Origin of the sequence: Halomonas sp. A11-A, assembly GCF_003182195.1 — a bacterium.
In the GTDB taxonomy this organism is placed as follows: Bacteria; Pseudomonadota; Gammaproteobacteria; order Pseudomonadales; family Halomonadaceae; genus Halomonas; species Halomonas alkalicola.
Genome location: NZ_QGTM01000001.1, coordinates 345429 through 371152 on the forward strand (window position 1 = coordinate 345429; position 25724 = coordinate 371152).

At 67.7% G+C, this 25724-nt stretch carries 23 protein-coding genes, 2 tRNA genes and 1 pseudogene; 8 read left to right on the forward strand and 18 right to left on the reverse strand.

Going from position 1 to position 25724, the window contains the following annotated elements; translation table 11 throughout:
* Positions 1-80: 80 nt before the first annotated feature.
* The 4 genes from DER72_RS01615 to sdhC are packed head-to-tail and all read right to left on the reverse strand — an operon-like array spanning position 81 to position 3291.
* Entirely contained in the window at positions 81-785 is a 705-nt protein-coding gene (locus tag DER72_RS01615) for a succinate dehydrogenase iron-sulfur subunit (protein ID WP_110068258.1), read from the reverse strand.
* Between the two features lie 11 nt (positions 786-796).
* Positions 797-2569 carry a succinate dehydrogenase flavoprotein subunit gene (gene sdhA / locus DER72_RS01620; RefSeq protein WP_110068259.1) on the reverse strand — a complete coding sequence of 591 codons (1773 nt, stop codon included), beginning with the start codon at positions 2567-2569 and terminating at the stop codon, positions 797-799.
* 3 nt (positions 2570-2572) lie between these two features.
* Complete coding sequence (sdhD, locus tag DER72_RS01625; protein WP_110068260.1) at positions 2573-2920, reverse strand: succinate dehydrogenase, hydrophobic membrane anchor protein; 348 nt, start codon at positions 2918-2920, stop codon at positions 2573-2575.
* Complete coding sequence (gene sdhC / locus DER72_RS01630) at positions 2914-3291, reverse strand: succinate dehydrogenase, cytochrome b556 subunit (RefSeq protein WP_110068261.1); 378 nt, start codon at positions 3289-3291, stop codon at positions 2914-2916. The genes sdhD and sdhC overlap by 7 nt, the downstream gene beginning before the upstream one ends.
* Positions 3292-3743: 452 nt before the next feature.
* Between sdhC and gltA the strand changes: the two genes are divergently transcribed.
* Together gltA and DER72_RS01640 are read left to right on the forward strand one after the other, a co-directional pair.
* Positions 3744-5027, forward strand: coding sequence for a citrate synthase (gltA, locus tag DER72_RS01635; protein ID WP_110068262.1), 1284 nt, complete (start codon positions 3744-3746; stop codon positions 5025-5027).
* A gap of 110 nt (positions 5028-5137) precedes the next feature.
* Complete coding sequence (locus tag DER72_RS01640) at positions 5138-6028, forward strand: NAD(P)-dependent oxidoreductase (RefSeq protein ID WP_110068263.1); 891 nt, start codon at positions 5138-5140, stop codon at positions 6026-6028.
* A gap of 449 nt (positions 6029-6477) precedes the next feature.
* Here the strand turns inward: DER72_RS01640 and DER72_RS01645 are convergent.
* The 3 genes from DER72_RS01645 to gltX form a co-directional block, all read right to left on the reverse strand.
* Positions 6478-6553: transfer RNA gene (locus tag DER72_RS01645), tRNA-Glu, on the reverse strand.
* A gap of 20 nt (positions 6554-6573) precedes the next feature.
* A tRNA-Ala gene (locus DER72_RS01650) sits at positions 6574-6649 on the reverse strand.
* Between the two features lie 203 nt (positions 6650-6852).
* Positions 6853-8331, reverse strand: coding sequence for a glutamate--tRNA ligase (gltX, locus tag DER72_RS01655; protein WP_110068264.1), 1479 nt, complete (start codon positions 8329-8331; stop codon positions 6853-6855).
* Between the two features lie 211 nt (positions 8332-8542).
* Between gltX and DER72_RS01660 the strand changes: the two genes are divergently transcribed.
* The gene (locus tag DER72_RS01660) at positions 8543-9133 is read left to right on the forward strand and encodes a helix-turn-helix domain-containing protein (RefSeq protein WP_162899889.1); all 591 of its coding nucleotides are present in this window, start codon (positions 8543-8545) and stop codon (positions 9131-9133) included.
* 19 nt (positions 9134-9152) lie between these two features.
* Here DER72_RS01660 and DER72_RS01665 read toward each other — a convergent pair whose 3' ends face one another.
* The gene (locus tag DER72_RS01665) at positions 9153-9755 is read right to left on the reverse strand and encodes a hypothetical protein (RefSeq protein ID WP_110068266.1); all 603 of its coding nucleotides are present in this window, start codon (positions 9753-9755) and stop codon (positions 9153-9155) included.
* A 71-nt stretch (positions 9756-9826) separates the two neighbouring features.
* The gene (locus tag DER72_RS01670) at positions 9827-10141 is read right to left on the reverse strand and encodes a TraR/DksA C4-type zinc finger protein (RefSeq protein ID WP_110068267.1); all 315 of its coding nucleotides are present in this window, start codon (positions 10139-10141) and stop codon (positions 9827-9829) included.
* A gap of 136 nt (positions 10142-10277) precedes the next feature.
* On the opposite strand from DER72_RS01670, the gene DER72_RS01675 reads away from it, so the two are divergent.
* The 4 genes from DER72_RS01675 (at position 10278) to dusA (ending at position 13098) form a co-directional block, all read left to right on the forward strand.
* On the forward strand, positions 10278-11105 hold the full coding sequence (locus DER72_RS01675) for a sulfite exporter TauE/SafE family protein (protein ID WP_169957795.1): 828 nt from the start codon (positions 10278-10280) through the stop codon (positions 11103-11105).
* A 277-nt stretch (positions 11106-11382) separates the two neighbouring features.
* A complete protein-coding gene (locus tag DER72_RS01680; RefSeq protein WP_110068268.1) occupies positions 11383-11640 on the forward strand; it encodes a type II toxin-antitoxin system HicA family toxin in 258 nt (85 codons plus the stop codon).
* On the forward strand, positions 11637-11993 hold the full coding sequence (locus DER72_RS01685) for a type II toxin-antitoxin system HicB family antitoxin (protein WP_110068269.1): 357 nt from the start codon (positions 11637-11639) through the stop codon (positions 11991-11993). Before DER72_RS01680 ends, DER72_RS01685 begins: the two co-directional genes overlap by 4 nt.
* Positions 11994-12090: 97 nt before the next feature.
* Positions 12091-13098 carry a tRNA dihydrouridine(20/20a) synthase DusA gene (dusA, locus tag DER72_RS01690; RefSeq protein WP_110068270.1) on the forward strand — a complete coding sequence of 336 codons (1008 nt, stop codon included), beginning with the start codon at positions 12091-12093 and terminating at the stop codon, positions 13096-13098.
* A gap of 91 nt (positions 13099-13189) precedes the next feature.
* On the opposite strand, the gene DER72_RS16235 is transcribed toward dusA, so the two are convergent.
* Genes DER72_RS16235 through DER72_RS01700 form a run of 4 tightly spaced genes read right to left on the reverse strand, consistent with a single transcriptional unit; the run spans position 13190 to position 15849 of the window.
* Positions 13190-13324 carry a DUF5304 domain-containing protein gene (locus tag DER72_RS16235; RefSeq protein WP_219983216.1) on the reverse strand — a complete coding sequence of 45 codons (135 nt, stop codon included), beginning with the start codon at positions 13322-13324 and terminating at the stop codon, positions 13190-13192.
* Positions 13317-13451: a DUF5304 domain-containing protein gene (locus DER72_RS16325; RefSeq protein ID WP_258306140.1), complete on the reverse strand. Its 135-nt coding sequence runs from the start codon at positions 13449-13451 to the stop codon at positions 13317-13319. The genes DER72_RS16235 and DER72_RS16325 overlap by 8 nt, the downstream gene beginning before the upstream one ends.
* Positions 13444-14781, reverse strand: a complete 1338-nt coding sequence (locus DER72_RS01695) for an aminotransferase class III-fold pyridoxal phosphate-dependent enzyme (RefSeq protein WP_219983218.1) — start codon at positions 14779-14781, stop codon at positions 13444-13446. Before DER72_RS01695 ends, DER72_RS16325 begins: the two co-directional genes overlap by 8 nt.
* A gap of 36 nt (positions 14782-14817) precedes the next feature.
* Positions 14818-15849 (reverse strand): succinylglutamate desuccinylase/aspartoacylase family protein, encoded by a 1032-nt coding sequence (locus tag DER72_RS01700; RefSeq protein WP_110068272.1) that lies wholly within the window; start codon positions 15847-15849, stop codon positions 14818-14820.
* A gap of 161 nt (positions 15850-16010) precedes the next feature.
* Here DER72_RS01700 and DER72_RS01705 point away from each other — a divergent pair, with 161 nt between their 5' ends.
* The gene (locus DER72_RS01705) at positions 16011-16628 is read left to right on the forward strand and encodes a TetR family transcriptional regulator (protein WP_110068273.1); all 618 of its coding nucleotides are present in this window, start codon (positions 16011-16013) and stop codon (positions 16626-16628) included.
* Positions 16629-16659: 31 nt separating this feature from the next.
* Here the strand turns inward: DER72_RS01705 and DER72_RS01710 are convergent, their stop codons facing one another.
* The 5 genes and pseudogenes from DER72_RS01710 to DER72_RS16645 form a co-directional block, all read right to left on the reverse strand.
* Positions 16660-17415, reverse strand: a complete 756-nt coding sequence (locus DER72_RS01710) for an enoyl-CoA hydratase-related protein (RefSeq protein ID WP_110068274.1) — start codon at positions 17413-17415, stop codon at positions 16660-16662.
* 73 nt (positions 17416-17488) lie between these two features.
* The gene (locus DER72_RS01715) at positions 17489-18901 is read right to left on the reverse strand and encodes an efflux transporter outer membrane subunit (protein ID WP_110068275.1); all 1413 of its coding nucleotides are present in this window, start codon (positions 18899-18901) and stop codon (positions 17489-17491) included.
* Positions 18894-22037, reverse strand: a complete 3144-nt coding sequence (locus DER72_RS01720; RefSeq protein ID WP_110068276.1) for an efflux RND transporter permease subunit — start codon at positions 22035-22037, stop codon at positions 18894-18896. Before DER72_RS01720 ends, DER72_RS01715 begins: the two co-directional genes overlap by 8 nt.
* On the reverse strand, positions 22037-23272 hold the full coding sequence (locus DER72_RS01725) for an efflux RND transporter periplasmic adaptor subunit (RefSeq protein ID WP_110068277.1): 1236 nt from the start codon (positions 23270-23272) through the stop codon (positions 22037-22039). Before DER72_RS01725 ends, DER72_RS01720 begins: the two co-directional genes overlap by 1 nt.
* A gap of 297 nt (positions 23273-23569) precedes the next feature.
* Positions 23570-25485 (reverse strand): annotated as a pseudogene (locus tag DER72_RS16645) (sigma 54-interacting transcriptional regulator).
* Positions 25486-25724 lie beyond the last annotated feature (239 nt).

The following is a 25724-nucleotide window of genomic DNA, read 5'->3' on the forward strand; positions in this document are numbered from 1 at the left end:
GCTGAACCGACCGGCTCCGGCTGCGACACCTGGTCGCAGCGGGAGACGGGGGCCCATGATAGCAAGCTAGGCGCCACGATTTAAGTGGCGTTGGCCAGCAGCATCTCGCGGATCTTGCCGATCGCGCGAGTGGGGTTGAGCCCCTTCGGGCAGACCGCGACGCAGTTCATGATGCCGCGGCAGCGGAACACGGAGAAGGGATCCTCAAGCTCTGCCAGACGCTCGCGGGTCGCCTCGTCGCGGGAGTCGGCGAGGAAGCGGTAGGACTGCAGCAGGCCGGCCGGACCCACGAACTTGTCCGGGTTCCACCAGAACGACGGGCAGGAGGTGGAGCAGCAGGCGCACAGGATGCACTCGTACAGCCCGTCCAGCTTGTCGCGGTCTTCCGGCGACTGCAGACGCTCGATGGCCGGCGCCGGGGTGTTGTTCTGCAGGTACGGCTGGATGCGCTCGTACTGCTTGTAGAACAGCCCCATGTCGACCACCAGGTCGCGGATGACCGGCAGGCCCGGCAGCGGGCGCAGGACCAGCTTGCCGTTCTTCACCACCTCGGAGAGCGGGGTGATGCAGGCCAGGCCGTTCTTGCCGTTCATGTTCATGCCGTCGGAGCCACACACGCCCTCGCGGCAGCTGCGGCGATAGGCCAGGCCGTTGTCCTGCTCCTTCATCAGGTGCAGGACGTCCAGCACCATGACATCACGGCCCTGGGTGTCGACCTGGAACTCCTGCATGTAGGGCGCGGAGTCGGTTTCCGGGTTGTAGCGGTAGATGGATACCTGAAGCATCGTGACTCCCCTCAGTAGGTGCGGACTTTCGGCTCGAACGTATCGACGGTCTTCGGCGTGAAGTTGACGTCACGCTTGCCGAGCTTCTTCTCTGCCGGGAAGTAGAGCGAGTGCTTCAGCCAGTTGACGTCGTCGCGATCCGGATAGTCGTAGCGGGAATGGGCGCCACGGCTCTCCTTGCGCTCGAGAGCGGCGATGGCGGTCGCTTCGGCGACTTCCATCAGGTTGTCCAGCTCCAGGGCCTCGACGCGCGCGGTGTTGAAGGCGTTGGACTTGTCCGGCAGGTAGGCATTGGCGATGCGCTCGCGCAGTGCGGCCAGCTGCTTGACGCCCTCGACCATGTTCTTCTCCTCGCGGAACACGCCGAAGGAGTTCTGCATGATGTTCTGCAGCTCGCGCTTGAGCTCCGGGACGGTCTCGCCGCCAGTGGACTCGTTCCAGCGGTTCATGCGCTTCATGGCCGACTCGATGTCGGACTCGGAGGCGTCGAGGTAGTCGATACCCTCGTTGAGCGCCCCCTCGATGAACATGCCGGCCGCGCGGCCGAAGACCACCAGGTCCAGCAGCGAGTTGCCGCCCAGGCGGTTGGCGCCGTGCACCGACACACAGGCCGCCTCGCCGCAGGCGAACAGACCGTTGATGATCTGGTCGTTGCCGTCGGCGTCCTGCATGATCGCCTGGCCGTGGATGTTGGTCGGCACGCCGCCCATCATGTAGTGGCAGGTCGGCACCACCGGGATCGGCTCCTTGGCCGGGTCCACGTGGGCGAAGGTCTTGGAGAGTTCGACGATGCCGGGCAGACGCTTGCCGAGCACTTCCTCGCCCAGGTGGTCGAGCTTCAGGAAGACGTGGTCGCCGTGCTCGCCGCAGCCGCGGCCCTCGAGGATCTCCATCACCATGGAGCGGGCGACCACGTCGCGGCCGGCCAGGTCCTTGGCGTTGGGGGCGTAACGCTCCATGAAGCGCTCGCCATCCTTGTTGACCAGGTAGCCACCCTCACCGCGGCAGCCTTCGGTCACCAGGGTACCCGCACCGTAGATGCCGGTCGGGTGGAACTGCCACATCTCCATGTCCTGCATCGGGAAGCCGGCGCGCAGCGCCATGCCGATGCCGTCGCCGGTGTTGATCAGGGCGTTGGTGGTGGAGGCGTAGATGCGACCGGCGCCGCCGGTGGCCAGCACGGTGGCCTTGGACTTGACGTGGACCACTTCACCGGTCTCGATATCCATGGCGATGCAGCCTACCACGTCGCCGTTGGCGTTCTTGACCAGGTCAACCGCGTACCACTCGTTGAGGAAGGTGGTATTGTTTTTCAGGTTGTTCTGATAAAGGGTGTGCAGCAGGGCGTGGCCGGTACGGTCGGCCGCGGCACAGGTACGCGCTGCCTGGCCGCCGGCACCAAAGTCCTTGGACTGACCACCGAACGGACGCTGATAGATGCGGCCGTTGTCGAAACGGGAAAACGGCAGGCCCATGTGCTCGAGCTCGAAGACCGCCTTGGGGCCCTCGGAACACATGTACTCGGCGGCGTCCTGGTCGGCGATGTAGTCGCCGCCCTTGACGGTGTCATACATGTGCCAGCGCCAGTCGTCGTTGGGGTCAGCAGACGCGATGGCGCAGGTGATGCCGCCTTGGGCGGAAACGGTATGGGAGCGGGTCGGGAAAACCTTGGACAGCACGGCGGTCTTCTTGCCGGACTTGGCAAGCTCCAGGGCGGCACGCAGGCCGGCACCGCCACCGCCGATGATAATGGCGTCGAAGGAAAGGCTACGCAGGTTGGACATGTATCAGGCTCCCCACAGAATCTGAATGCCCCAGACCAGGAACACGAAGATGGCCAGGATGATGACGGTCTGGGCGCCGACGCGAAGGCCGGTCGGCTTGAGGTAGTCGGTTGTCACGGTCCACAGCCCGATCCAGGCGTGGGCGGCCAGCGACACGAAGGCCAGCAGCGAAAAGATGCGCATCCAAGTCTGGGCGAACAGGCCGCTCCAGGTGGCATAGTCGAGACCCGGATTGAACAGCAGGTAGAGAACGATGAAGACAGTGTAGAGCGCCAGGATGACCGCCGACACGCGCTGAACCAGCCAGTCGGAGAGGCCACTGCGGCCGAAATTCGTGATGTTGGTTACCATACCCAGACTCCCGCCAGAATGATCAGGACCGCACTCACCACCACGGTGATCTGCGCCTTCTTGACGCCACCCTCGAGGGTCACGCCGATATCTGCGTCCATCAGCAGGTGCTTGATGCCGGCCACGAAGTGGAAGGCCAGCGCCGAGAGCAGGCCCCAGGCGATCAGCTTGGCCAGGAAGTTGTTGGCCAGCGCATCACTCACCGCGGCGAAGCCGGCCGGGGAGGAGAGCGACTTGCTCAGGGCCCAGAAGGCGAAGATCAGGCCAACAAACAGGATCACGCCGGTGATGCGATGGGTGATGGAGGTCAGGGCGGGGAGGGGGAACTGTATCGTGGACAGATCCAGGTTTACGGGTCGTTTACTATTCACGGCTCTCTACACACTCTCTATGGCCCACTTGAGGACGGAACGGGCAAGGTCCAAGCGGGCGGTGGTTTCGGGAAGGAGCGGCACTCACCGTTGAAGGCAAGACCGCCTGTTCCTGCCAGTCGCGCGGGGTGGATTATAGGGACATGGCCGGGCCATGACAAACGCAGCGGCGGCCAACTAGACCATGGTGCAAAGGGTGTCGACAGCCATTAGACGCCTGCTCCGGCACACCCGACCCCGGCGCCCGGGCAGGCGTGGTGCAAAGCACCAATTATCATACAATAGTTATATGTTCCTTGGCGGCTCGTACAGTGGCGAGGTCACCATGGGCTAATTGACAATCGCTGGAACGCTTCTATAGTGGGCGAACCTTTTCGCCGGCATCCCCCGCGAAGATACTCACAGAAAGAACGACTTATCGCCCTAATCACGAACTCGAGAGGAGGCCTTGCATGGCTGACAGGAAAGCGACGCTGACGGTAGACGGCCTGGAGAAGACCATCGAACTGCCTGTCTATTCGGGCACCCTGGGCCCCGACGTGATCGATGTACGCGGGCTCGGCGCCGAAGGCCTGTTCACCTACGACCCCGGCTTCATGGCCACCTCCTCCTGCCAGTCCGCCATCACCTATATCGATGGCGGCAAGGGCGTTCTGCTGCATCGCGGCTACCCGATCGAGCAGCTGGCCAAGGAGTCCAACTTCGTCGAGATGTGCTACCTGCTGCTGTTTGGCGAGCTGCCCGACGATGCGCAGTACGCCGACTTCGAGTCGCGGGTGCGCAACCACACCATGGTCCACGACCAGATCACCAACTTCTTCAAGGGTTTCCGCCGCGACGCCCACCCGATGTCGATCTTGTGTGGCGTGGTGGGCGGCCTGGCGGCCTTCTACCACGACCATATGGACATCACCGTGGAGGAGGACCGCATCATCAGTGCAGTGCGCCTGATCGCCAAGATGCCGACCATCGCCGCGATGTCCTACAAGTACAACGTGGGCCAGCCCTTCAACTACCCGCGCAACGACCTGAGCTATGCAGAGAACTTCCTCTACATGATGTTCAGCACCCCGTGCGAGGAGTACAAGGTCAACCCGGTCTACGCCAGGGCCATGGACCGCATCTTCATGCTGCATGCGGACCACGAGCAGAACGCCTCCACCTCCACGGTGCGTCTGGCCGGCTCCACCGGCGCCAACCCCTTCGCCTGCATCAGCGCCGGCATCGCCGCCCTGTGGGGCCCTGCCCACGGCGGCGCCAACGAGGCGGTGCTGAAGATGCTCGACGAGATCGGCGACGACTCCGAAGAGAACATCCAACGCTTCATCGACAAGGCCAAGGACAAGGATGACCCCTTCAAGCTGATGGGCTTCGGCCACCGCGTCTATCGCAACTTCGACCCGCGCGCCAAGGTCATGAAGGAGACCTGCGACGAGGTGCTGGCGGAGCTCGGCATCGACGATCCCCAACTGAAGATTGCCAAGCGCCTGGAGCAGATCGCCCTGGAGGACGAGTACTTCGTCGAGCGCCAGCTCTATCCCAACGTCGACTTCTACTCCGGCATCATCCTCAAGGCCATGGGCATTCCGACCAACATGTTCACCGTGATCTTCGCGGTGTCCCGCACCATCGGCTGGATCTCCCACTGGCACGAGATGCTGAGCGACAGCTACAAGATCGGCCGTCCGCGTCAGCTCTACACCGGCCACACCCAGCGCGACTATCCTGCCAAGTAAGCCATCGGCAGGTGCGGCCACACCCGCATGCGCTACCCTACAGAAAGCCGCCCTCGGGCGGCTTTCTGCGTCGCGCCCCCCAACCTTTCCAACCAGAGTGAGCAGTCAGGATGAGCAAGAGCATCTCTAAAGTCGCCTTCATCGGCCTGGGCGTGATGGGCTATCCCATGGCCGGCCACCTGGCCCGCGCCGGGCTCGAGGTCCGCGTCTACAATCGCACCGAGGCCCGCGCCGCCGCCTGGGTCGCCGAACATGGCGGCAGCCACCACCCCACCCCCCAGGAGGCCGCGAGCGGCGCCGACCTGGTGCTGGTCTGCGTGGGCAACGACGATGACGTGCGCCAGGTCACCACGGGCGAGCAGGGCGCGCTCTCCGGCATGGCAGAGGGCAGCCTGCTGGTGGACCACACCACCGCCTCGGCGGAGCTTGCCCTGGAGCTGGATGCCGCCTGCCGAGAGCGCGGCATCGGCTTCGTCGACGCCCCGGTCTCCGGCGGCCAGCAGGGTGCCCAGAACGGCGCTCTGACCATCATGTGCGGCGGCGAGGAGGACGACTTCGCACGCGCCGAAGCCGTGCTCGCCCACTATGGCCGTGCGGTGACCCTGATGGGTGCCGCCGGCAGCGGCCAGCTCACCAAGATGGTCAACCAGATCTGTATCGCCGGCCTGGTCCAGGGGCTGGCCGAGGGGCTGCACTTCGCCGAGCAGGCCGGCCTCGACCAGCAGCGGGTGGTGGATGTCATCTCCAAGGGGGCGGCCGGCTCCTGGCAGATGGAGAACCGCCACGCCACCATGATCGCCGACGAGTACGACCACGGCTTCGCGGTGGACTGGATGCGCAAGGATCTCGGCATCTGCCTGGCGCAGGCCCGCCAGCTGCAGGCGCGACTGCCGGTCACCGCTCTGGTCGACCAGTTCTATGCCGATGTCCAGGTGATGGGCGGCGGCCGCTGGGACACCTCCTCGCTGCTGCGCCGACTGCGCGCCGTGGGCCAGCGCTGAGCCTCAGGGCGGCGCCCCGGCGCCGCCCTTCCCCCCTCCCCCGCCAGTATTAGTCTCCCCCTCTTTTCAGGTTGACAAAAGCCATACTGCACAGCGCCAGAGGCTTACTCGCCGTTGTCCACACATTCTGTGGATAAACCTGTTCACAACCGCAAGAAAAGGCCGTCAGATCGCCATGAACTGGGGGCTGAGCTCAGATTGATCAATTTTTGATCTTGTATAAACCATTGATTTTGAAAGGCTTTATGAAAAAGCCTGTAGACACGGGCGATTGCAGACCTGCTGTGCACAGGCGTACCGACGGAACCCCGCCTGGTGGACAAGTCAAGCAGAAATCGCCCCGCAAGAGGGGCCCCAAGAGGGAGATAACGTGAGAGGCATCAACGCTGGCGACCGCCACCGGGCGATGAAAAAAGGGCACTCAGAGAGAGTGCCCTTTTCAGGAAGAGTGGCGTCCCATAGGGGGTTCGAACCCCTGTTCCCGCCGTGAAAGGGCGGTGTCCTAGGCCACTAGACGAATGGGACGCAGGTGTCGTTCGAGGGGTTGGTGGAGCCTAGCGGGATCGAACCGCTGACCTCAACACTGCCAGTGTTGCGCTCTCCCAGCTGAGCTAAGGCCCCGTGCCCTGAAGACGAGTCGTATAGTACTGATTAACCTCGCCTTCGTCAACAAGGAAAACGGCTTTTTCCTGCTGCGCTCGATATCCAGGCCGCCGGCGGTGCTCGCTCTCCTCATGTAGCAGGCTACACTCCGGGAGCTGCGCTCCGGCGGTGACCAGCCTATCATCGCTCGCGACGGAAATAGGCGCGCTTTCCCCTACTTATTACAGATCTCGGAACTCCTTCTCGAAGCGCTTGGCCTGCTTCTTGGAGACGCCGCCGAGCACCTCGATGGCGTGGCGCAGGCGCGCCCGGGTCATATCGGAGCCGAGGATCGCCATGGCGTCCATCACCGAGGTGCTGGAGGGAGAGCCGGTCACGGCGATGAAGACCGGCGCCAGGAACTCCTTCATCTTGAGGTCGAAGTGGGCGGCCAGCGCCTTGACCTCAGCCAGCAGCGCCTCCTTGTGCCAGGCGGGCAGCGTCTCCAGGCGCCACACCAGGAACTGCAGCAGCTTGAGCAGGTCCTCGCGCCCCAGCTTGACGCCATCGAAGCTCTCCTCGCTGATCCGCGGCAGCCCCGAGAAGAAGTGGCCCGCCAGGGGCACCACCTCGGAGAGGGTCTCCACCCGCGGGCGCACCTGCGGCAGGATCTCCTTCACATAGCGCTCGTTGAAGGCCCACTCCATCAGCGCCCTGAGGAAGGCGTCGTCGTCGAGCTCCTCGCGGATATAGAGGCCATTGAGCCAGGTCAGCTTCTCGAGGTCGAAGACCGGGCCGCCCAGCGAGACCCGCTGGATATCGAAATGGGCCATCATCTCGTCGAGGCTGAACTTCTCGCGCTCGTCGGGCATCGACCACCCCATCCGGCCCAGGTAGTTGATCACCGCCTGGGGCAGGTAGCCCATGCGCCGGTAGTAGTTGATCGAGGTCGGGTTCTTGCGCTTGGAGAGCTTCGACTTGTCGGGATTGCGCAGCAGCGGCATATGGCAGAGCTCGGGCATCTCCCAGCCGAAGTACTCGTAGAGCAGCTGGTGCTTGGGCGCCGAGTTGATCCACTCCTCACCGCGCAGCACATGGGTAATCCCCATCAGGTGGTCATCGACCACGTTGGCCAGGTGATAGGTGGGCATGCCGTCGGACTTGAGCAGGATCTGGGCATCCACCTGGGCCCAGTCCACCTCGATGGTGCCGCGCAGCATGTCCTGGATCACGCAGGTGCCGCTGGCAGGCACCGCCATGCGCACCACGTAGGGCCAGCCCTCCTTCTCGCGGCGCGCCTGCTCCTCGGCGGGCAGGGCGAGGTCCGCGGGCTTGAGCGCCAGGTGCATGCCGGCAGCCTTGCGCGCCTCGCGCAGCTCATCGAGCTCCTCGCTGGTGCGGTAGCACTTGAAGGCGTGCCCCGCCTCGATCAGCTGGCGGGCGTACTCGGCGTAGATGTCGCCGCGCTCGCTCTGGCGATAGGGCCCATGGGGGCCACCCACGTCGGGGCCCTCGTCCCACTCCAGGCCCAGCCAGCGCAGGGAGTCGAGGATCATCTGCTCGGACTCGGCCGTCGAGCGCACCCGGTCGGTGTCCTCGATGCGCAGGATGAACTGGCCGCCGTGCTGGCGGGCGAAGCAGAGGTTGAACAGGGCGATGTAGGCGGTGCCGACGTGGGGATCGCCGGTCGGTGACGGCGCGATACGCGTGCGTACGGTCATGTCGTTGCGGTGTCCCGATGCTGGTGGAAGAATGGCCGCATTATACGCACCTGCCGCCCGCTCGGCAGCCGTCACCGGGAATCATCCGCGTGGAGCGCGGTCAATCAACGTTGATGCGCGTTATTGCACAGCCGCACAGGATCCCGGATGATCGTCGCCGGCTTTTCCTAACGTTCCGATAACACAAGACATGCAACGACAGGATGAAGAGATGGATTCACTAGGCCCGCGCATCAAGGAGCTCCGTCTGGAGGCCAACCTCAACAAGGCGGCCCTGGCTCGACGGGTAGGCGTTTCGGACGTGACCATCTCCTACTGGGAGTCGGGCGCCATCCGCCAGATCGGCCACGAGCGGCTGGTGGCGCTGTCCCAGGCCCTGGGCTGCCCCCTGTCGCGGCTGCTGGAGGGCGAGAACGGCGGCCGGGCCGCCCCTCTCTACTTGCGCAGCCAGCCCCCCGCCCCCTGGCAGGACCCCGCCGCCGGACGCATCGAGCTGCCCTTCGAGCTGGTGCCCGCCCAGCAGTGGGAGGGAGAGTGCTTCCTGCTGACCCCGGCCCCTGGCGAGCATTTCGACTTCCTGAGCGAAGGTGACCTGGTCGCCGTGGCCCCCACCGACATCTTCCATCAGACCGGGCTCTACCTGGTCGAGCGAGAGGGGCGTCACTGCATTCGTCGCGTCAGCCAGGACGATGACGGCAAGCTGCTGTTCAGCGCCGAGGAGAGCGACCGGGTCGAAGGCTATACCCCCGATACCCGGCTGCTGGGCAAGCTGGTGGCCCGCTGGCAGACCGCCTCACTCTGAGGCGGCCCTCTTCCTCCCCCTACTCGACGCCCAGCACCTCGACCCGATCATCGGTGCGACGGGGCTCGCTGCCCACCAGGAAACGCCGGGAGGCACTGGCCACCTGCCCCAGGCCGTGTCGTGAGGTACTCACCAGCGGACCGCTCAGGTGCTCGCCCTGCTGGCCGATCTTCCGCCGCACCTCCAGCGGCTGCACGCTGGCCTCGGGCAGGTTCACGGTAATGGTGTAGCCGCCGTCCGGCAGGCCACTGCCCGGGCCGAAGGGACCGGCATGGAAGCGCCCCTCCTGCAGGGTGGTGCGCTGCTGCCAGCGCACGCCGCTCAGTTCCCGCTCCACCACGATCTGCAGCCTCGCCCCCTCGGGCAGATTGCTCTCCCCCTCGACCATCAGCCGCCGGTCGGTGCGCAGGCTGGCCGCGAACTCGATGACGACCGGCTCGTCGAAGGGTGCCACCTCGGGTTCCGGTTCGGGCGCCGGCGCCTCGACGACCACCTCCGCTTCCGGCTCCTCTGCCGGCGCCTCGGGCGCCGCGTCACCATTATCGGCGCCGCCGCAGCCCGCCAGCAGCACCAGCAGCACCAGCAGCAGCCCCAGGCTGCATCCTCGATACCACAGCTTCATGCATGACCTCCCAAGCGATGACTCCCAGGCCAAGGCTATCATCGGCTCGGGCTGCCCGTCCCGTGAACCACTCAACGTGGCTCGGCGCAGTCTCGGCAGAGGGTAGCGAACGGCAGGGCCTCGAGACGCTCGCCCGCGATCGGCTCCTCACACACCTCGCAGAGCTCCCCTTCGCCGCCGTCGATGCGCGCCAGGGCATGCATCACCTGACGCAGCTCATCCTCGGCCTCCCGCTCCAGGGCATCGACCACCTCGTCGTTCTGCAACTCGATGGCCTGCTCCTCCATGTCCTTGTCCAGCGGGCCTGCACGCTGCTCCTTGTGGTCACGATAGCGATCGACCAGCTCGTCACGCAGGGTCTCGAGTCGCTGCTTGCGCTCCATCATGCTCCTGCCTCCCGTCGCCAGGCGTACCGGAGTGGCACCGCCTGTCCTTCTTCATAGCACATGCCGACCGTCCCACGACCCGGCAATTGCCTGTCGGCACGGGTTTTCCACTAGAATGCCCTCTTCACGACAACCCATGACGATCGAGGAGACGCCCGTGGATCCCCTGTGGTGGCTGGCCTATCTGGCCCTGGGAAGCTTCGTTGGCCTGATGGCCGGCATGCTCGGCATCGGTGGCGGCGGCATCATGGTGCCGATCCTGACCTTCCTGTTCGTGCTCCAGGGCGTCCCCCATGAGCACCTCGCCCACCTGGCCCTGGGCACCGCCATGGCCGCCATCGTGCCGTCCGCCTCGGCCAGCCTCTGGTCGCACCATCGGCATGGCGCGGTGAACTGGCATGTCGTTCGCCTCATCACCCCCGCGATCCTCGCCGGCACCTTCCTGGCCACCTTCATCGCGGCCCTGATACCGACCCGCGGCCTGGCGGTGTTCTTCGCCTGCTTCATGGTACTGATGTCGCTGCAGATGTTCGCCAACCTCAAGCCCAGGCCATCGCGCACCCTGCCGGGCGCCGTCGGCCTCTCCGGAGCGGGGTTCGGCATCGGCGGCATCTCCGCGCTGGTGGCCATCGGCGGCGGCTCGCTCACCGTGCCCTTCCTCACCTGGTGCAACGTCCGGCTGCCCCAGGCGATCGGTACCTCCGCCGCGGTGGGCCTGCCTATCGCCCTGGCCGGGGCGCTGGGCTACCTGATCAACGGCTGGGGCACCGCCGGCCTGCCGGATGCCGCCTGGGGCTATGTCTACCTGCCCGCCCTGCTGCTCATGGCGCCCTTCAGCATCCTCACCGCCCCCCTCGGCGCGAGGCTCGCCCACCGCCTGCCGGTGGCGCTCCTCAAGCGGGTATTCGCGGTCATGCTGATGCTCCTGGCGCTGCAGATGCTCTACACGGTGTTCACCGCCTGAAGCGCAGCTCAGCTAGACGGGCTGCAGCAGCACCGCCATGGGCAACCCGCGCCGGGGGCTGGTAGAATGCTGGCCTCTCCGAACAACCCCGTGATGCCCGCTGCCCCGGCTCGACCGCACCTTCTCCGTCGTGCCGATAATGGATTGGAACTCACGCCAGCAATGACGGGCATTCCAGCGGTTCGGTAGCAAATTCGCAGCAAGGCGAAGCGGTTTCGCCCTCCTCTCCTCCTCCGGAACCTTGTCGAGTGATATCACTCAAAGCTATCATCCCAGCATGAAAACCAAGCACCGGAAGACCCTGGCGGCCATCTACCGCCACCCCACGGCCAGCGGGATCGTGTTCGCCGATATCGAGTCGCTGATCGTTGCCCTGGGCGGCGAGGTGCGCGAAGGCGACGGGTCGCGTGTTGCCTTCGAGCTGGGCGGCGGCGGCCGGCTCTACCTGCACCGGCCGCACCCTGGCAAGGAGGCCAAGAAGTATCAGGTCGAGGAGGTGCGGGCCTGGTTGGAAGAGAGAGGAATCAGACCATGACCAACGTGATCAAGTACCAGGGCTATGCCGCCCATATCGAGTTCGACGCCGAGGACGAGGTGTTTGTCGGCCATGTGCTGGGAATCGCCGACCGGATCAGCTTCCACGGCGAGAGCGTCGCCGAGCTGACCGACGCCTTCCACGTGGCTATCGATCACTACCTGGAGGACTGCCGGGCCACCGGCCGCGAGCCGCTGAAGCCCGCCTCTGGCCGGGTACTGCTGCGCATCCCGCCCGAGGTGCACGCCGCGGCCAACGTCGCCGCGCAGGCATCCGGCAAGAGCCTGAACCAGTGGGCCGCCGATGCCATCGCTCGCGCCGCCGCCGAGAGCGGTCTACAGCCCTGGCACTGACCGGCAGCCCAGGCCAAGGCCGACGCGTTGCAACACGTGACACCGAGGGCCGAATCGTGACGACAATCCCCAAGAGGAGGGAGGCTAGAAGCCTGTTATGGTAGGAAAAACCCCGGCGGACGGGGCCCGCCGGTTCAGTGTGGCCCCCATGATGGATTGGACGACCCGCGATTACCGCGCCTTCGCCCGGACCCTGACCCGCCACGCCCTGCTCTATACCGAGATGGTCACCACCGGCGCCATCCTGCACGGCAGCCCGCGGGAGCGCTTCCTGGGCTTCGATGCGGTGGAGCATCCGCTGGCCCTGCAGCTGGGCGGCAGCGACCCGGGCGAGCTGGCCGAGTGCGCCGCCATCGCCGAGGCCTGGGGCTATGACGAGGTCAACCTCAACGTGGGCTGCCCCAGCGACCGGGTACAGAACAACCTGATCGGCGCCTGCCTGATGGGCCATCCCGAGAAGGTGGCCGCGGCGGTGCGCGCCATGCGCGAGGCGGTCTCGATCCCGGTCACGGTCAAGTGCCGCATCGGCATCGACGACCAGGACGAGGACGCGGATCTCGAGCGCTTCATCGCCACGGTGGCCGACGCCGGCTGCGACACCTTCATCGTGCACGCCCGCAAGGCCTGGCTGCAGGGCCTCTCGCCGAAGGAGAACCGCGATATCCCGCCGCTCAACTACCCCCGGGTGCACCGCCTCAAGGCGAGCCGACCCGAGCTGCATATCGGCATCAACGGCGGCATCAGGACCCTCGAGGAGTGTCGTGCGCAGCTCGAGCAGGTGGACAGCGTGATGGTGGGGCGCGAGGCCTACCAGAACCCCTGGCTGCTGGCCGGCGTGGACCAGGCGCTCTACGGCGAGCCCGGCCCGGCGGTCAGCCGACACGCGGCGGCACGGGCCTTTCGCCCCTACATCGCCCGGCGTCTCGAGGAGGGCGCCAAGCTCAACCACATCACCCGCCACCTGCTGGGCCTCTTCCAGGGCCAGCCCGGCGGGCGCCGCTTCCGCCGCCACCTCTCCGAGAACGGCCACCTCGACGGGGCCTGCCTGCGGGTCTTCGACGACGCCCTGAGCCTGGTGCCCGAGCGCGAGAGCGCCGCAGCCTGAGCGACAACGCCACGCCACAACGACGACCGGGGCCATCATGGCCCCGGTCGCTTTTTTCAGGATTCAACGGGTCTCGTCGGCGAAGCCCGTTTCACTCAAGCCGGTCCAGCACCCCCGCCACCGCATCGAAGAGACGCTCCAGCTCCTCTTCGGTGCTGCCGAAGGGGGGGCCGAGGGTTGGTAGAGAGGGTGTTGCCGCCTTGGGGGCGAGGCCCGTTTCACTCAAGCCGGTCCAGCACCCCCGCCACCGCATCGAAGAGACGCTCCAGCTCCTCTTCGGTGCTGCCGAAGGGGGGGCCGAGGGTTGGTAGAGAGGGTGTTGCCGCCTTGGGGGCGAAGCCCGTTTCACTCAAGCCGGTCCAGCACCCCCGCCACCGCATCGAAGAGTCGTTCCAGCTCCTCTTCGGTGCTGCCGAAGGGGGGGCCGAACTGCAGGGTGTCGCCGCCATAGCGCACGTAGAAGCCCGCTTCCCACAGCGCCATATGGGCGTCCCGGGGCCGGATGGTGGGGTCACCATTCCGCGGCGCCAGCTGGATGGCGCCGGCCAGACCGTAGTTGCGGATATCCACCACATGGGGCCGCCCCTTGAGCGCGTGCAGCCTCGCCTCGAAGGCCGGGGCGATGGCGCGCACCTGGGCGGGGAACGCCTCGCGCTCGAAGAGCGCCAGGGCCGCCAGGGCCGCGGCGCAGGCCACCGGGTGGGCGCTGTAGGTGTAGCCGTGGGGAAACTCGATGGCGTGACGGGGCCCGCCGGCGTGCATGAAGGTGTCGAAGATCTCGCGCGAGGCCACCACTGCGCCCATGGGCACGGCGCCGTTGGTGAGCTGCTTGGCGATGGTCATCATGTCCGGCACCACGCCGAACGCCTCGGCGCCGGTGCGCGCCCCGCTGCGCCCGAAGGCGGTGATCACCTCGTCGAAGATCAGCAGGATCTCGTGGGCATCGCAGATCGCCCGCAGCCGCTCCAGATAGCCCTTCGGCGGCACGATCACCCCCGCGGAGCCGGACATCGGCTCGACGATCACCGCGGCGATATTGGAGGCGTCATGCAGGGCGATGTGGTCGAGCAGCGCATCGGCCAGCTCGGCGCCGCTCTCGGCCTGGCCGCGGGTGAAGGCGAGCCCCGGCTGCAGGGTGTGGGGCAGGTGGCTGACCTCCATCAGCTGGCCGTAGTGCTTGCGGTTGCCGCCGATGCCGCCGAGGCTGGTGCCGCCCACATTGACCCCGTGGTAGCCCTTGGCGCGGCCGATCAGCCGGGTCTTCTCGGGCCGCCCCTTGAGCCGCCAGTAGGCCTTGGCCATCTTCACCGCGGTGTCGGCGGACTCGGAGCCCGAATCGGTGAAGAAGACGTGGTCGAGGCCGTCCGGGGTGAGGCTCGCCACCTTCTCGGCCAGGCGGAAGGCCAGCGGGTGGGCCACCTGGAAGCCCGGCGCATAGTCGAGGATGCCGAGCTGCTCCGCCACCGCCTGCTGGATCTCGGCGCGGTTGTGCCCCGCTCCGCAGGTCCACAGCCCCGAGAGCGAGTCGAATAGCCGCCGGCCCCGGTCATCGATGAAGTAGCGCCCCTCCGCCCCGGTGATCACCCGCGGGTGGGCATGGAAGTCGCGGTTGGCGCTGAACGGCATCCAGTAGTGGTGGTTGAGCTCGCCCGGCGCGCCGCCGGAAGCGCGCTGGGCGTCCATCTGCTGGGGGCTCGGATCAAACATGGTGGTGCCTCCTCAATAGAGCGGGTCAGGCGGCGGCGTGAGGCTGGAGTGGAAGTCCTCGATGGCGCTCTCGGCCTCTTCGATGGCATCGAAGCGGGCGATATGAAAGAGCGCCTCGCCCTCGTTGGCGAGCGGCAGTCGGCTCATGCCGATAACGATGCCGTCGGCCATGGAGCGCACCTCCCCTTCGGCGTTGCCGAAGGGGTCGGCGACCCGGCCCAGCAGCTCGCCCCTGGCCACCCGGTCGCCCAGGCGCACCTGGGGGCGCAGGATGCCGTCGATGGGCGCCCGGGCCCAGCTGGAGCCGTTGGCGACCTCCGCCGCCGGCGGCGCGCGACGGCGGTGCTCGCCGGTCAGCATGCCGAGCCGGCGCATCACCCGCAGCACGCCGCGCACCCCGGGGGTGATCGCCCACTCATCGAAGCGTAGCGCCTCGCCGGCCTCGTAGGTGAGTACCGGGATGCCGCGCGTCTGGGCATAGTGGCGCAGGCTGCCCTCGCGCAGCTCGGCGTTGAGGATCACCGGCGCGCCGAAGGCGTTGGCCATGCGCTCGGTCTCGCTGCCGCTCTCCAGCTGGGCGCGGATCTGGGGCAGGTTGGTGCGGTGGATCGCGCCGGTGTGCAGGTCGATGATATGGGTGGCGTGGTCGACGATCTGCTCCCGAAACAGCGCCGCCACCCGCCCGCCCAGGGAGCCCGACTCGCTGCCCGGGAAGCAGCGGTTGAGGTCGCGCCGGTCGGGCAGGTAGCGGCTGTGCTGCACGAAGCCGAAGACGTTGACGATGGGTGCGGCGACCAGGGTGCCGCGCAGGCCCTGGAGCTGCTTCGAGCGCAGCAGCCGGCGCACGATCTCCACGCTGTTGATCTCGTCGCCGTGGATGCCCCCGCACACCAGCAGCGTCGGCCCCGCCTGGCGGCCATGCACCACCTCCACCGGGATATAGAGCGGCGCATGGGTGTAGAGCCGGGCTACCGGCACATCGATCTGGGTGCGACTGCCGGGGGCAATCCGTATGCCGGCGAGGTCGAAGGGAGCGCGGGCCATGGCGAGTCATCCTGTGACGGGGCGAGATTCCCTTTATACCCGTGTCATCAGGGGGTTGGCGAGGGCGGCGACGGCCGCCCACCAACCATACATTGACGAATGTAAAAGTCGCGACAATCGGTTAGAATCACTTCCCCACCGCTTGATGGAGTCCGCCCCACATGGCGCGAAAGACCAAGGCCGAGGCCGCCGCGACCCGCGAGGCCCTGCTCGACGCCGCCGAGGAGGTCTTCCTCGAGAAGGGCGTGGCCCGCACCTCCCTGGAGCAGATCGCCCGCCATGCCGGCATGACCCGGGGAGCCGTCTATTGGCACTTCAAGAACAAGGCCGACCTCTTCCAGGCCATGCTCAACCGGGTACGCATGCCCTTCCAGGAGCTGGTGGCGGAGATCGGCGACCCGAGCCTAGCCGAACGCCCCCTGGAGGCGATCCGGCTGGCCATCCGGAAGGGCTTCGAGCGCCTCGAGCGGCCGCGCTACCGCCGTGTCCACGCCATCCTGATCCACCACTGCGAGGTGTTCGGCGATATCGACCCGCTGGCCATGCAGAACGAGATGGCCGAGGAGTCCTGCGGCGCCCTGCGTGACTACCTGCAGAGCGCCGCCAGACTCGGCCAACTGCGCGAGGATCTCGCGCCGGAGGTGGCCGCCAAGCTGCTGCAGTCGATGCTCGGCGGGCTGTTCCACGACTGGCTGCGCAATCACGAGCAGTTCTCCATCCTGGAACAGGGCAACCTGCTGGTGGAGACCCAGCTCGGGCTGTTCAGACGCCAGGCCTGATCCGGCCCGGCGCCCTGCCCTTCCGGTCAGGTCACGGATGGCGTCTTCTGGCGTAGAAGGCATCGATGGCCCCCTGGGCCTCGGGCGTGCGACAGCGCGCCAGCAGCATCTGCTCCTCGCGATCCAGCGCCGCCTTGACCGCCTCGGCCTGCCCCTCGCGCATCAGCGCCTTGGTGGCCAGCACGGCCTCGCCGGGCTTGGCCAGCAGCCTGGCGGCGCAGTCGAAGGCCTGCTCCAGCGCTCGGCCATCCGGCGCGGTATCGGTCAGAAGGCCGATCTCCCGGGCCTCGCCGGCCGAGAAGGCCTGCCCCAGCAGCAGCATCTGTGCCGCCGCCTTGTGGCCCGCCAGCTGCGGCAGCAGCCAGGTGGTGGCCCCCAGCGGGCTCAGCGCGAAGCGGGTGAAGGGCAGCTGGAAGCGGGTCGAGAGCCCCGCATAGGCGAAGTCGCAGTGCAGCAGCATCGAGACCCCAAGCCCCATGGCGATCCCCTCCGCCGCCGCGATGGCCGGCTTGGGAAAGGCGTGCAGGCGGCGCAGGAAGGTGATCGCCGTGACGCTGTCGGCCTCGGCCAGGGCCTTGTAGTTAGCCAGGTCGTTGCCCGCCGTGAAGCAGTTCTCGGTGCCGGTGAGGATCAGCACCCTGACGCTGTCGTCCGCCTCGGCCGCGGCAAGCCCCTCGATCAGCTGGGTGTAGCTGGCCTCGTCGAGGATGTTGCGCCGCTCCGGGCAGCTGATCTGCAGCACCAGAATGCCGTCGTTGCGCCGTGTCGCGGTGATTCGGGTCGCCATGAGATGTCTCCCTTGAGTTGGTGGGGGCCGGCCGGTTCCGGGCCGGCCCTCGTTCCCTGAGCCTTGCGGCGCCTCAGCCCTCGACCTGCCAGCCGCCGCCCAACGCCTTGAACAGCGTGGCGGTGGCGGTCAGGCGATCACGCATCGCCTCGGAGAGCGCGAGCTCCGCGGCCAGCAGGGCGCGCTGGGCATCGAGCAGCTCGATGAAGCCCACGAAGCCCTCCCGGTAGCGCACCTCGGCCAGCTCCAGCGTGCGCTCGAAGGCGGTCACCTGGCGGCGGATCGCCTCAACGCGCTCGCCGCTCGCCTCGTAGGTAACCAGGGCGTTGCGCACCTCGTTGAAGGCCTGGGCCACGGTGGCGCGGTACTGCACCTCGGCCTGCTCGGCCAGCGCCTCGGCGGTCTCGATGCGCGAGGCGCTGCGCCCGAAGTCGAACAGCGGCCCCATCACCGTGGCAGAGAGCCCCCAGGTGCCGGCCGCCGAGGTGAACAGGTCCCCGGCATCCCCGGCGGCGCTGCCCAGCAGCCCGCCCAGGTTGAAGCGCGGCAGGCGGCTCGCCTCGGCCACGCCGATACCGGCGTTGGCGGCGATCAGCCCCGCCTCCGCCGAGCGAATATCGGGGCGCCGTGCCAGCAGCTCCGAGGGCAGCACCGCCGGCACGCCATCGGGCAGGGCGATCGCCTCCAGGTCGGTATCGCCATAGTCCAGCTCGGCCATCAGCTCGGCGGGCGTCATCCCCACCAGCAGCCCCAGCGCCCCCTCCAGCACCCTGACCCGCTCACGCTGGGAGGGCAGCTGGGCCAGGGTCGACTCCAGCTCCGACTGGGCCTGACGCAGGGCCAGCTCGTCGCTCTCGCCCACGTCGAAGCGCAGCTGCTCCAGGCGGAAGGTCTCTTCGCGAGACGCCGCCGTGGCCTCGGTGATGCGCAGCTGACGCTGGGCGCTACGCAGGTCGAAATAGGTGGCCACCACGTCGGCGATCACGTTGAGGCGCACCGCGTCGTGGGCGAACAGGCTCTGCTCGAGGAGCGCCTCGGAGGCCTCCCGCTCCCGGGCCAGCCGGCCCCAGAGGTCAAGCTCGTAGTCGAGCACGCCCGCCAGGGAAAAGAGGTTGTCGGTGCTGCTCTGCCCCAGCGGCGAAGCCGCCCCTGGCGTGCGTTCCCGGGCCGCCTCGGCCTGGGCACTCACCGAGGGCAGTTGCTCGGCGCGGGCCAACCCCAGCCGTGCGCGGGCCTCCTGGATCCGCGCCAGCTGCAGACGCAGCTCCAGGTTGTCATCCACCGCCCGGGCCACCAGGGCATCCAGGTGCGGGTCCTCGAACTGGCGCCACCACTGCTGCCAGTCGGCGCGCGCCTCGGCGGAGAGCAGCACGTGCTCGGGCCACTGCTCGGGCAGGTCCAGCGCGGGGGCCCGGTAGTCGGGCCCCACGGCACAGCCGGCCAGCAGGGCGGTGGAGAGCAGCAGGACAGGCAGTGCCTTACGCATGGGGAGTCTCCTTCTCCAGGCGGCCGACCTTGCGCTCGCGGCGCCAGGTCACCAGGTCCTCCAGCAGCTTGTAGGCCAGCGGCACGAAGATCAGCGCCAGCGAGCTCGCCATCAGCATGCCGCCCACCACCACGGTACCGATCTCCTGCCGGCTGTTGGCGCCGGCGCCGGTGGCAAAGACCAGCGGCAGGGTGCCGATGATAAAGGTCAGCGCCGTCATCAGGATGGCCCGGAAGCGCTGCTGGGCCGCGGCCAGGGCCGCCTCGGCGGAACTCTTGCCCTCGCGCCGGTTCTGGGCGGCGAACTCCACGATCAGGATGGCATTCTTGGCCGCCAGGCCGATCAGCACCAGCAGGCCTACCTGGAAGTAGATGTCGTTGGGGAAGCCCCGCAGCATGGCGGCGAGCGACGCCCCCAGCACCCCGAAGGGCACCGCCGTGGCCACCGCCAGGGGCAGCGACCAGCGCTCGTACTGGGCGGCCAGGATCAGGAACACCATCAGCAGGCCCAGGCCGAAGGCCAGGCCGCCGGCGCCGGCCGCGGCGTCGAGCTGGTAGGCCTCACCGATCCAGCCCAGGGAGGCATCGCCACCCTGCAGCACCTCGGCGGCCACCGCCTCCATGGCCTCCTTGGCCTGCCCGGTGGTATAGCCAGGCGCCGCGTCGGCCAGGAACTTGGCGGCCGAGTAGACATTGTAGCGGTTGAGGATATCCGCCCCGGCCTCCCGGGTCAGGGTCACCAGGGAGCTCAGCGGGATCATCTCGCCGCTCTGGGAGCGCACGAAGACCTTGTTGAGATCCTCGGGCTGGCTGCGGAACTCGCCTTCGGACTGCAGATTCACCTGCCAGTTGCGCCCCGCCAGGGTGAAGTCGTTCACGTACATGGAGCCGAAGGTGCTCTGCATGGTGGCGAAGACCTCGTTGACGGGCACCCCCATGGCGCGGGCCTTCTCGCGGTCCAGCTCCGCCCGGTAGCGCGGAATGGAGGTATCCAGGGTGGTCCGGGCGTTGGTCAGCTCCGGACGCGCATTGGCCGCGGCCGCCAGCCGGCCGGCCAGCTCGGCGATCTCCTCGGTGGTGGCATCGCCGCGCACCTGCACATAGCCCTCTACCCCGCCGGTCAGCGACAGCCCCATGATGGGCGGCGGCGTGAAGGCGATCACGAAGGCCTCGGGAATGCCGCCTCCCATGCCCATGATCCGGCCAGTCAGCGACTGGGCATCCTGGCCGGGGCCTTCGCGCTCGCTCCAGTCGGCCAGGTTGACGAAGCCCACGCCGACGTTGGTGCGCAGGGCGCCGGCGATGATGTCGAAGCCGGCGCCGGAGGTGAACTCGTCGATCTCGTCCATCTCCAGCAGCATCGCCGAGACCTGGTCACGCACCGCCGCGGTGCGCGGCAGCGCCGACACCTGGGGCAGCTGGTAGACCACCAGCGCCACGCCCTGGTCCTCCTGGGGCACCAGCCCCGGCGGCAGGCGTGACATGGTGAAGAGCGTGGCGGCGATGACGCCGACGAACAGCAGCACGCCGATCACCGCATGGCGCAGCAGCTTGCCCACCAGCCAGCTGAAGCCGGCGGTCAGCCGGTCGAAGCCGGCGTTGAACCACTGGAAGGGCTTGGCCACGGTGTGGGACTGCTTGTCGAGCAGCATGGCGCACATCGCCGGGGTCAGGGTCAGGGCCACCACCCCGGAGACCACCACGGAGACGGCGATGGTCACTGCAAACTGACGGTAGAGCTCGCCGGTCAGGCCACCCAGGAAGGTCACCGGGGCAAATACCGCCACCAGCACCAGGGTGGAAGAGACCACGGCGCCGGCCACTTGCTTCATGGTCTCGATGGCCGCCTCGCGGGCCTTCATGCCCTGCTCCCGGATCAGCCGGTCGACGTTCTCCAGCACGATGATGGCGTTATCCACCACGATACCGATGGCCAGCACCAGACCGAAGAGCGTCAGCAGGTTGACCGAGAAGCCGAAGGCGAGCATGCCGGCGAAGGTGCCGATCAGCGAGACCGGAATGGCCGCCACCGGGATCAGGGTGGCACGCCAGTGCTGGAGGAAGAGGAAGGTCACCACCACCACCAGCGCCACCGCCACCAGCAGGGTGATAAACACTTCGCGGATGGAGATCTCCACAAACTCGGTGGTGTCGTAGGGCACCGTGTAGGCGAGATCATCCGGAAAACGCGTTGCGAGATCATCCAGCGCCTCGTGCACCGCCTGGGCAGTCTCCAGGGCGTTGGCGCCCGGCTGCAGGTAGATGCCCATGGGCACAGCGTTCTGGCCGTTGTAGGTGGCCGAGAAGGCATAGTTCTGGGAGCCCAGTTCGGCGCGGGCCACATCCCCCAGGCGCAGGGTGCTGCCATCCTGCTCGGCGCGCAGGATGATCGCCTCGAACTCCTCGGGATCCGCGAGCTGGCCGCGGGTGGTCACCGTAAAGGTGAAGGCTTGCCCTGGAGGGGATGGCTCGGCGCCGAGGCTGCCGGCGGCGAACTGGGCATTCTGCTCGTTGATCGCCGCGGCCACGTCGCTGGGTGTCAGGTCATACTGGGCCAGCTTATCCGGGAACAGCCAGATGCGCATGGAGTAGTCCTGGGCGCCAAACAGCGAGGCATCACCCACTCCGGGGATCCGGACCAGCTCGTCGAGTACGTTGAGCAGCGCATAGTTGGACATGAAGAGCACATCGCGGCTGCCCTCCGGCGAGAAGAGCACCGGCACCATCAGGATGTTGTTGGAGCGCGCCTCGACGCGCACCCCCTGGTCGCGTACCTGCTGGGGCAGGCGCGGGGTGGCGGCCTGCACCCGGTTGTTGACGTTGATGGCGGCCTGATCCGGGTCGGTACCCATCTCGAAGGAGACGATGATCTGCAGGCTACCGGCATCGGTGGAGGTCGACTCCATGTAGAGCATGTTGTCGACACCGTTGATCTCCTGCTCCAGCGGTGCGGCCACCGCCTCGGCGATCACCGTGGAGCTGGCGCCGGGATACGCGGCCTCGACCACCACCTGGGGCGGCACCACGTCGGGGTACTGCTCCACCGGCAGGGCCCGCAGCGCCGCCAGGCCGACCAGCATGATGATGATGGAGATGACCGAGGCAAAGATCGGCCGATCGATGAAGAACCTGAGCATCACGCCTCCTCGTCGTCGACGTCGGCGGCGTCGAGCGACACCTCGGCGGCCGTCTCGTCTTCCACGACGTCCTCGGCGGAATCCGCCACGCTGACCTGCACCGGCATGCCATCCTGCAGCATCACCAGGCCGCTGACGATGATGCGATCACCCGCTTCGAGGCCGCTCAGCACCACCTGGCGATTGTCGACGATGGGCCCCAGCGCCACATCGCGGGCATGCGCCCGGTCCTCGGCGACCACGAAGATACGCGGGCCGCCGGGGCCCTGGCCCACCGCCTCCTGGGGTACCAGGAAGACGTCGTCGAGCTCCTGCACCAGCACGCGCACGCGCACGAACTGCCCTGGCACCACCAGCCCCTCCGGATTGGGGAAGACGGCGCGCGCCGAAACGCTGCCGGTGCGCGGGTCGATGGTGCTGTCGGTGAAGTCGATCTGGCCGCGCTCCTCGTATTCGCTGCCGTCGGGCAGGGTCAGCCACGCCTCCCGGGGCGCCTCCGCCTGGGCGTCACTCATGGCCCGCCGCGCGGCGCGCTGCAGGGCCGCATCGCGCTCGGGCAGCGAGAAGCGCACATGGATCGGGTCCTGCTGGGTCACCGTGGTCAGCAGGGTACCGCGCTCGATCAGGCTGCCCTCGGGGAAGCTCTCGAGGCCGGTCAGGCCATCCAGGGGCGCCTCTACCTGGGTGTAGCTGAGGTTGAGCTCGGCGTTGGCGACGCCGGCCTCAGCCAGGGCGTAGCGCGCCTCGGCCAGCTCCCGGGCCGAGAGGGCGCTGTCGCGCTCGCGCTCGCTCACCGCGTTCTGGTTGAACAGGGTGGAGATCCGCTGCCACTCGCGGTTGGCCTGGTTGAGCTCAGCGCGGGCGTTGGCCCGCTCCGCCTCGGCGCGCTTGAGGGCGATCTCGTAGGGCTCGCGATCGATGCGGAACAGCGCATCCCCCTCGCTGACCATCTGGCCCTCGGTGTAGAGGCGCTCCTCGAGGATGCCGTCGACCCGGGCACGCACCTGCACCTCCCGGGAACCCCGTGCGCGGGCCGCATACTCCTCGATCACCTCCACGCTGCGCGGCTCCACGCCCACCACGACGACCGGGGGCGGTGGGCGGTCACCGCCGCCGCCGCCGGGCGCTCCGGCCTGATCGTTGTCCTGCCCGCAGGCGGACAGCCCGACGGCCATCAGGCCGGCCAGGGCCAGGATTCTCAGGGGCCTGTGCCCCTTCTGGGGTGCCAATCGCATGGAAGTCTCCACTCTGGGTGATCTCGTCAGGGGCCCGCCAGCAGGGGGAAAACGCCGGCGCGCGGGTCGAAAACAGGCAGGGATTATAGCTACATCCTTGTATGTATACTAGCGACTTTCCCCTGGCCGCTGCTCCCTTCCGGCCAGAAAATAACCGCCCGGGGCCGACTGGCGCGCGATCCGCTGTCCGCTGATGGTGGTGCGCGGCGCCGACTCCCCGCTGCTGCGCCGGGACAGCGTGGTGAAGATGGCCGAGGCCCAGCCGGGCCTGGTCAGGCTCAGGGGTTAACACGACCGTCATGGCGCCCTGAAGTCCCGGGGCGCGATCCCCCACGCCTTGAGACGCGAGCGCAGGGTGGTCGGCTTGATCCCCAGCCGCTCGGCGGCCCCGCCCTCCCCCGACACCTTGCCACCGCTGGCACGCAGCGCCGCCAGGGCGTTCTCGCGCTGCCGGCGTGACAGCTCGTGCTCGGTCAAGAGTCCCGGCTCGGTGGGCTCCCGGGGCGGCGGAAAGGGCTCGCCGGGCGATGCCACCCCCTCGTCGCCGGCCGCCGGGATCAGGTCATCGAAGGCCAGCTGGCGCCCCTGGGCCACGATCACCTGGCGTTCGATCACGTTCTCCAGCTCGCGGATATTGCCAGGCCACGGGTAGCGCTTGAGCACCTCGAGCTGGGCCGGCGGTATCCTCACCCCCGGCCGGTTGAACTTCTGGCAGGCGCGCAGCAGGAAGTGTCGCGCCAGCAGGGGCACGTCCTCGATGCGCTGGCGCAGCGGCACCGAGGCGATCGGGAAGACATTGAGGCGGAAGTAGAGGTCCTCGCGAAACTCGCCCGCCTCGACCATCTCGCGCAGGTCGCGGTTGGTGGCGGCGATCACCCGCACGTCCACCTGGCGCGTACGGTTGTCGCCCACCCGCTCGAACTGCTGCTCCTGCAGCACCCGCAGTAGCTTGCCCTGCAGCTCGAGGGGGATCTCGCCCACCTCGTCGAGGAACAGGGTACCGCCATCGGCCAGCTCGAAGCGCCCCGGCCGGTCGTTGACCGCCCCGGTGAAGGCCCCCTTCACGTGGCCGAAGAACTCGCTCTCGAAGAGGTCGCGGGGAATGGCGGCGCAGTTGACCCGGATCAGCGGCCGCCCCCCCGGACACCCCCGGCGTGGATGGCCCGGGCGATCAGCTCCTTGCCGGTGCCCGACTCGCCGCTGATCAGCACGTTGGCATCGGTCGGCGCCACCAGCGCGATCTGGCGCACGAGGTGGGCCACGGCCTGGCTCTCGCCGACGATCTCGCGGTGGTTGATCTCGGCCGTGATCTCTTCCTGAAGGTACTGGTTCTCAAGCTCCAGGCGCTGCTTCAATGACTCCACCTCGGCCAGGGCGTCGCGCAGCTGCTGCTCGGCGCGCTTGCGCTCGGAGATGTCGCGGAAGAGCACCACGGCCCCCACCAGACGCCCCATCTCGAAGATCGGCGTGCTGGTGTACTCCACCGGCACCGCCTCGCCGTTCTTGTGCCAGAACACCTCGTCATCGACCCGATGCACCTGACCGTCGCTGAAGGAGGCGTGGATCGGGCACTGCTGCACCGGAAAGTGGCTGCCGTCGGCGTGGGTGTGGTGGAACAGCAGGTGAGCGTCGTGGCCCACCATATCCTCGCTGCTCCAGCCCAGGATTCGCTCGGCGGCCGGATTGGCGAAGGTGGTGCGCCCCTCGGCGTCGAGGCCGTAGATGCCCTCCCCCGCGGCGCCGAGGATCAGCTGGTTCTGGCGTTCTATGCGCTCGAACACCTGCTCGACCCGCTCCCAGCCCACCTGCCCGCGCCGATGCTGTCGCCTCAGGTCGGCCCGGGCGCGGCGCTGCTCGGCCTTCTGGCGATCGACCAGGGTCAATAACAGCCGCCCCCCCGCCAGCGCCTGGGCCTGCACCTCCACATGGCGCGGCTGGCGCTTGAGATCGAGGACCACCAGGTCGTCGGACCAGGCGGGGGAGCGGTTCAGGGCCTCGTCGGTGAAGCTGACCCACAGCGGCAGCGAGGCCCCCAGGCGATGGCTGAAGGGGTGGGCGCCGAGCGCCTCGGTGTCGCCACCCAGCAGCTGGCAGGCCGCGGCATTGGCGCCGAGCAGGCGGTCGGCCACGGGGTCGATGAGCAGCAGCGCCTGGGGCGCCCGGGCGAAGGCCTCCTGGACGAGGGAGGGCGGGGAGAGATCGGGCTGGGACATGGCGACGGCCTCGCAGCGATGGGTATCCCTGCCATACAAGGCCCGCGCCAATGACGAGAAATCGCCAATCTTTCAACGAGATCTCGTCACCGTCAGGAAGCGCCCTCCCCAGTCAGCCATTTATTTCCAAGTGTTTGAAAATTCGACGGGTATCTCAGGTATCTCGCGAGATGGCACGGGCCTCGCCGTATTCAGGGTGAACGGCCAGCGGGCAGCATTTCTGCACCAGGCTGGCGCAT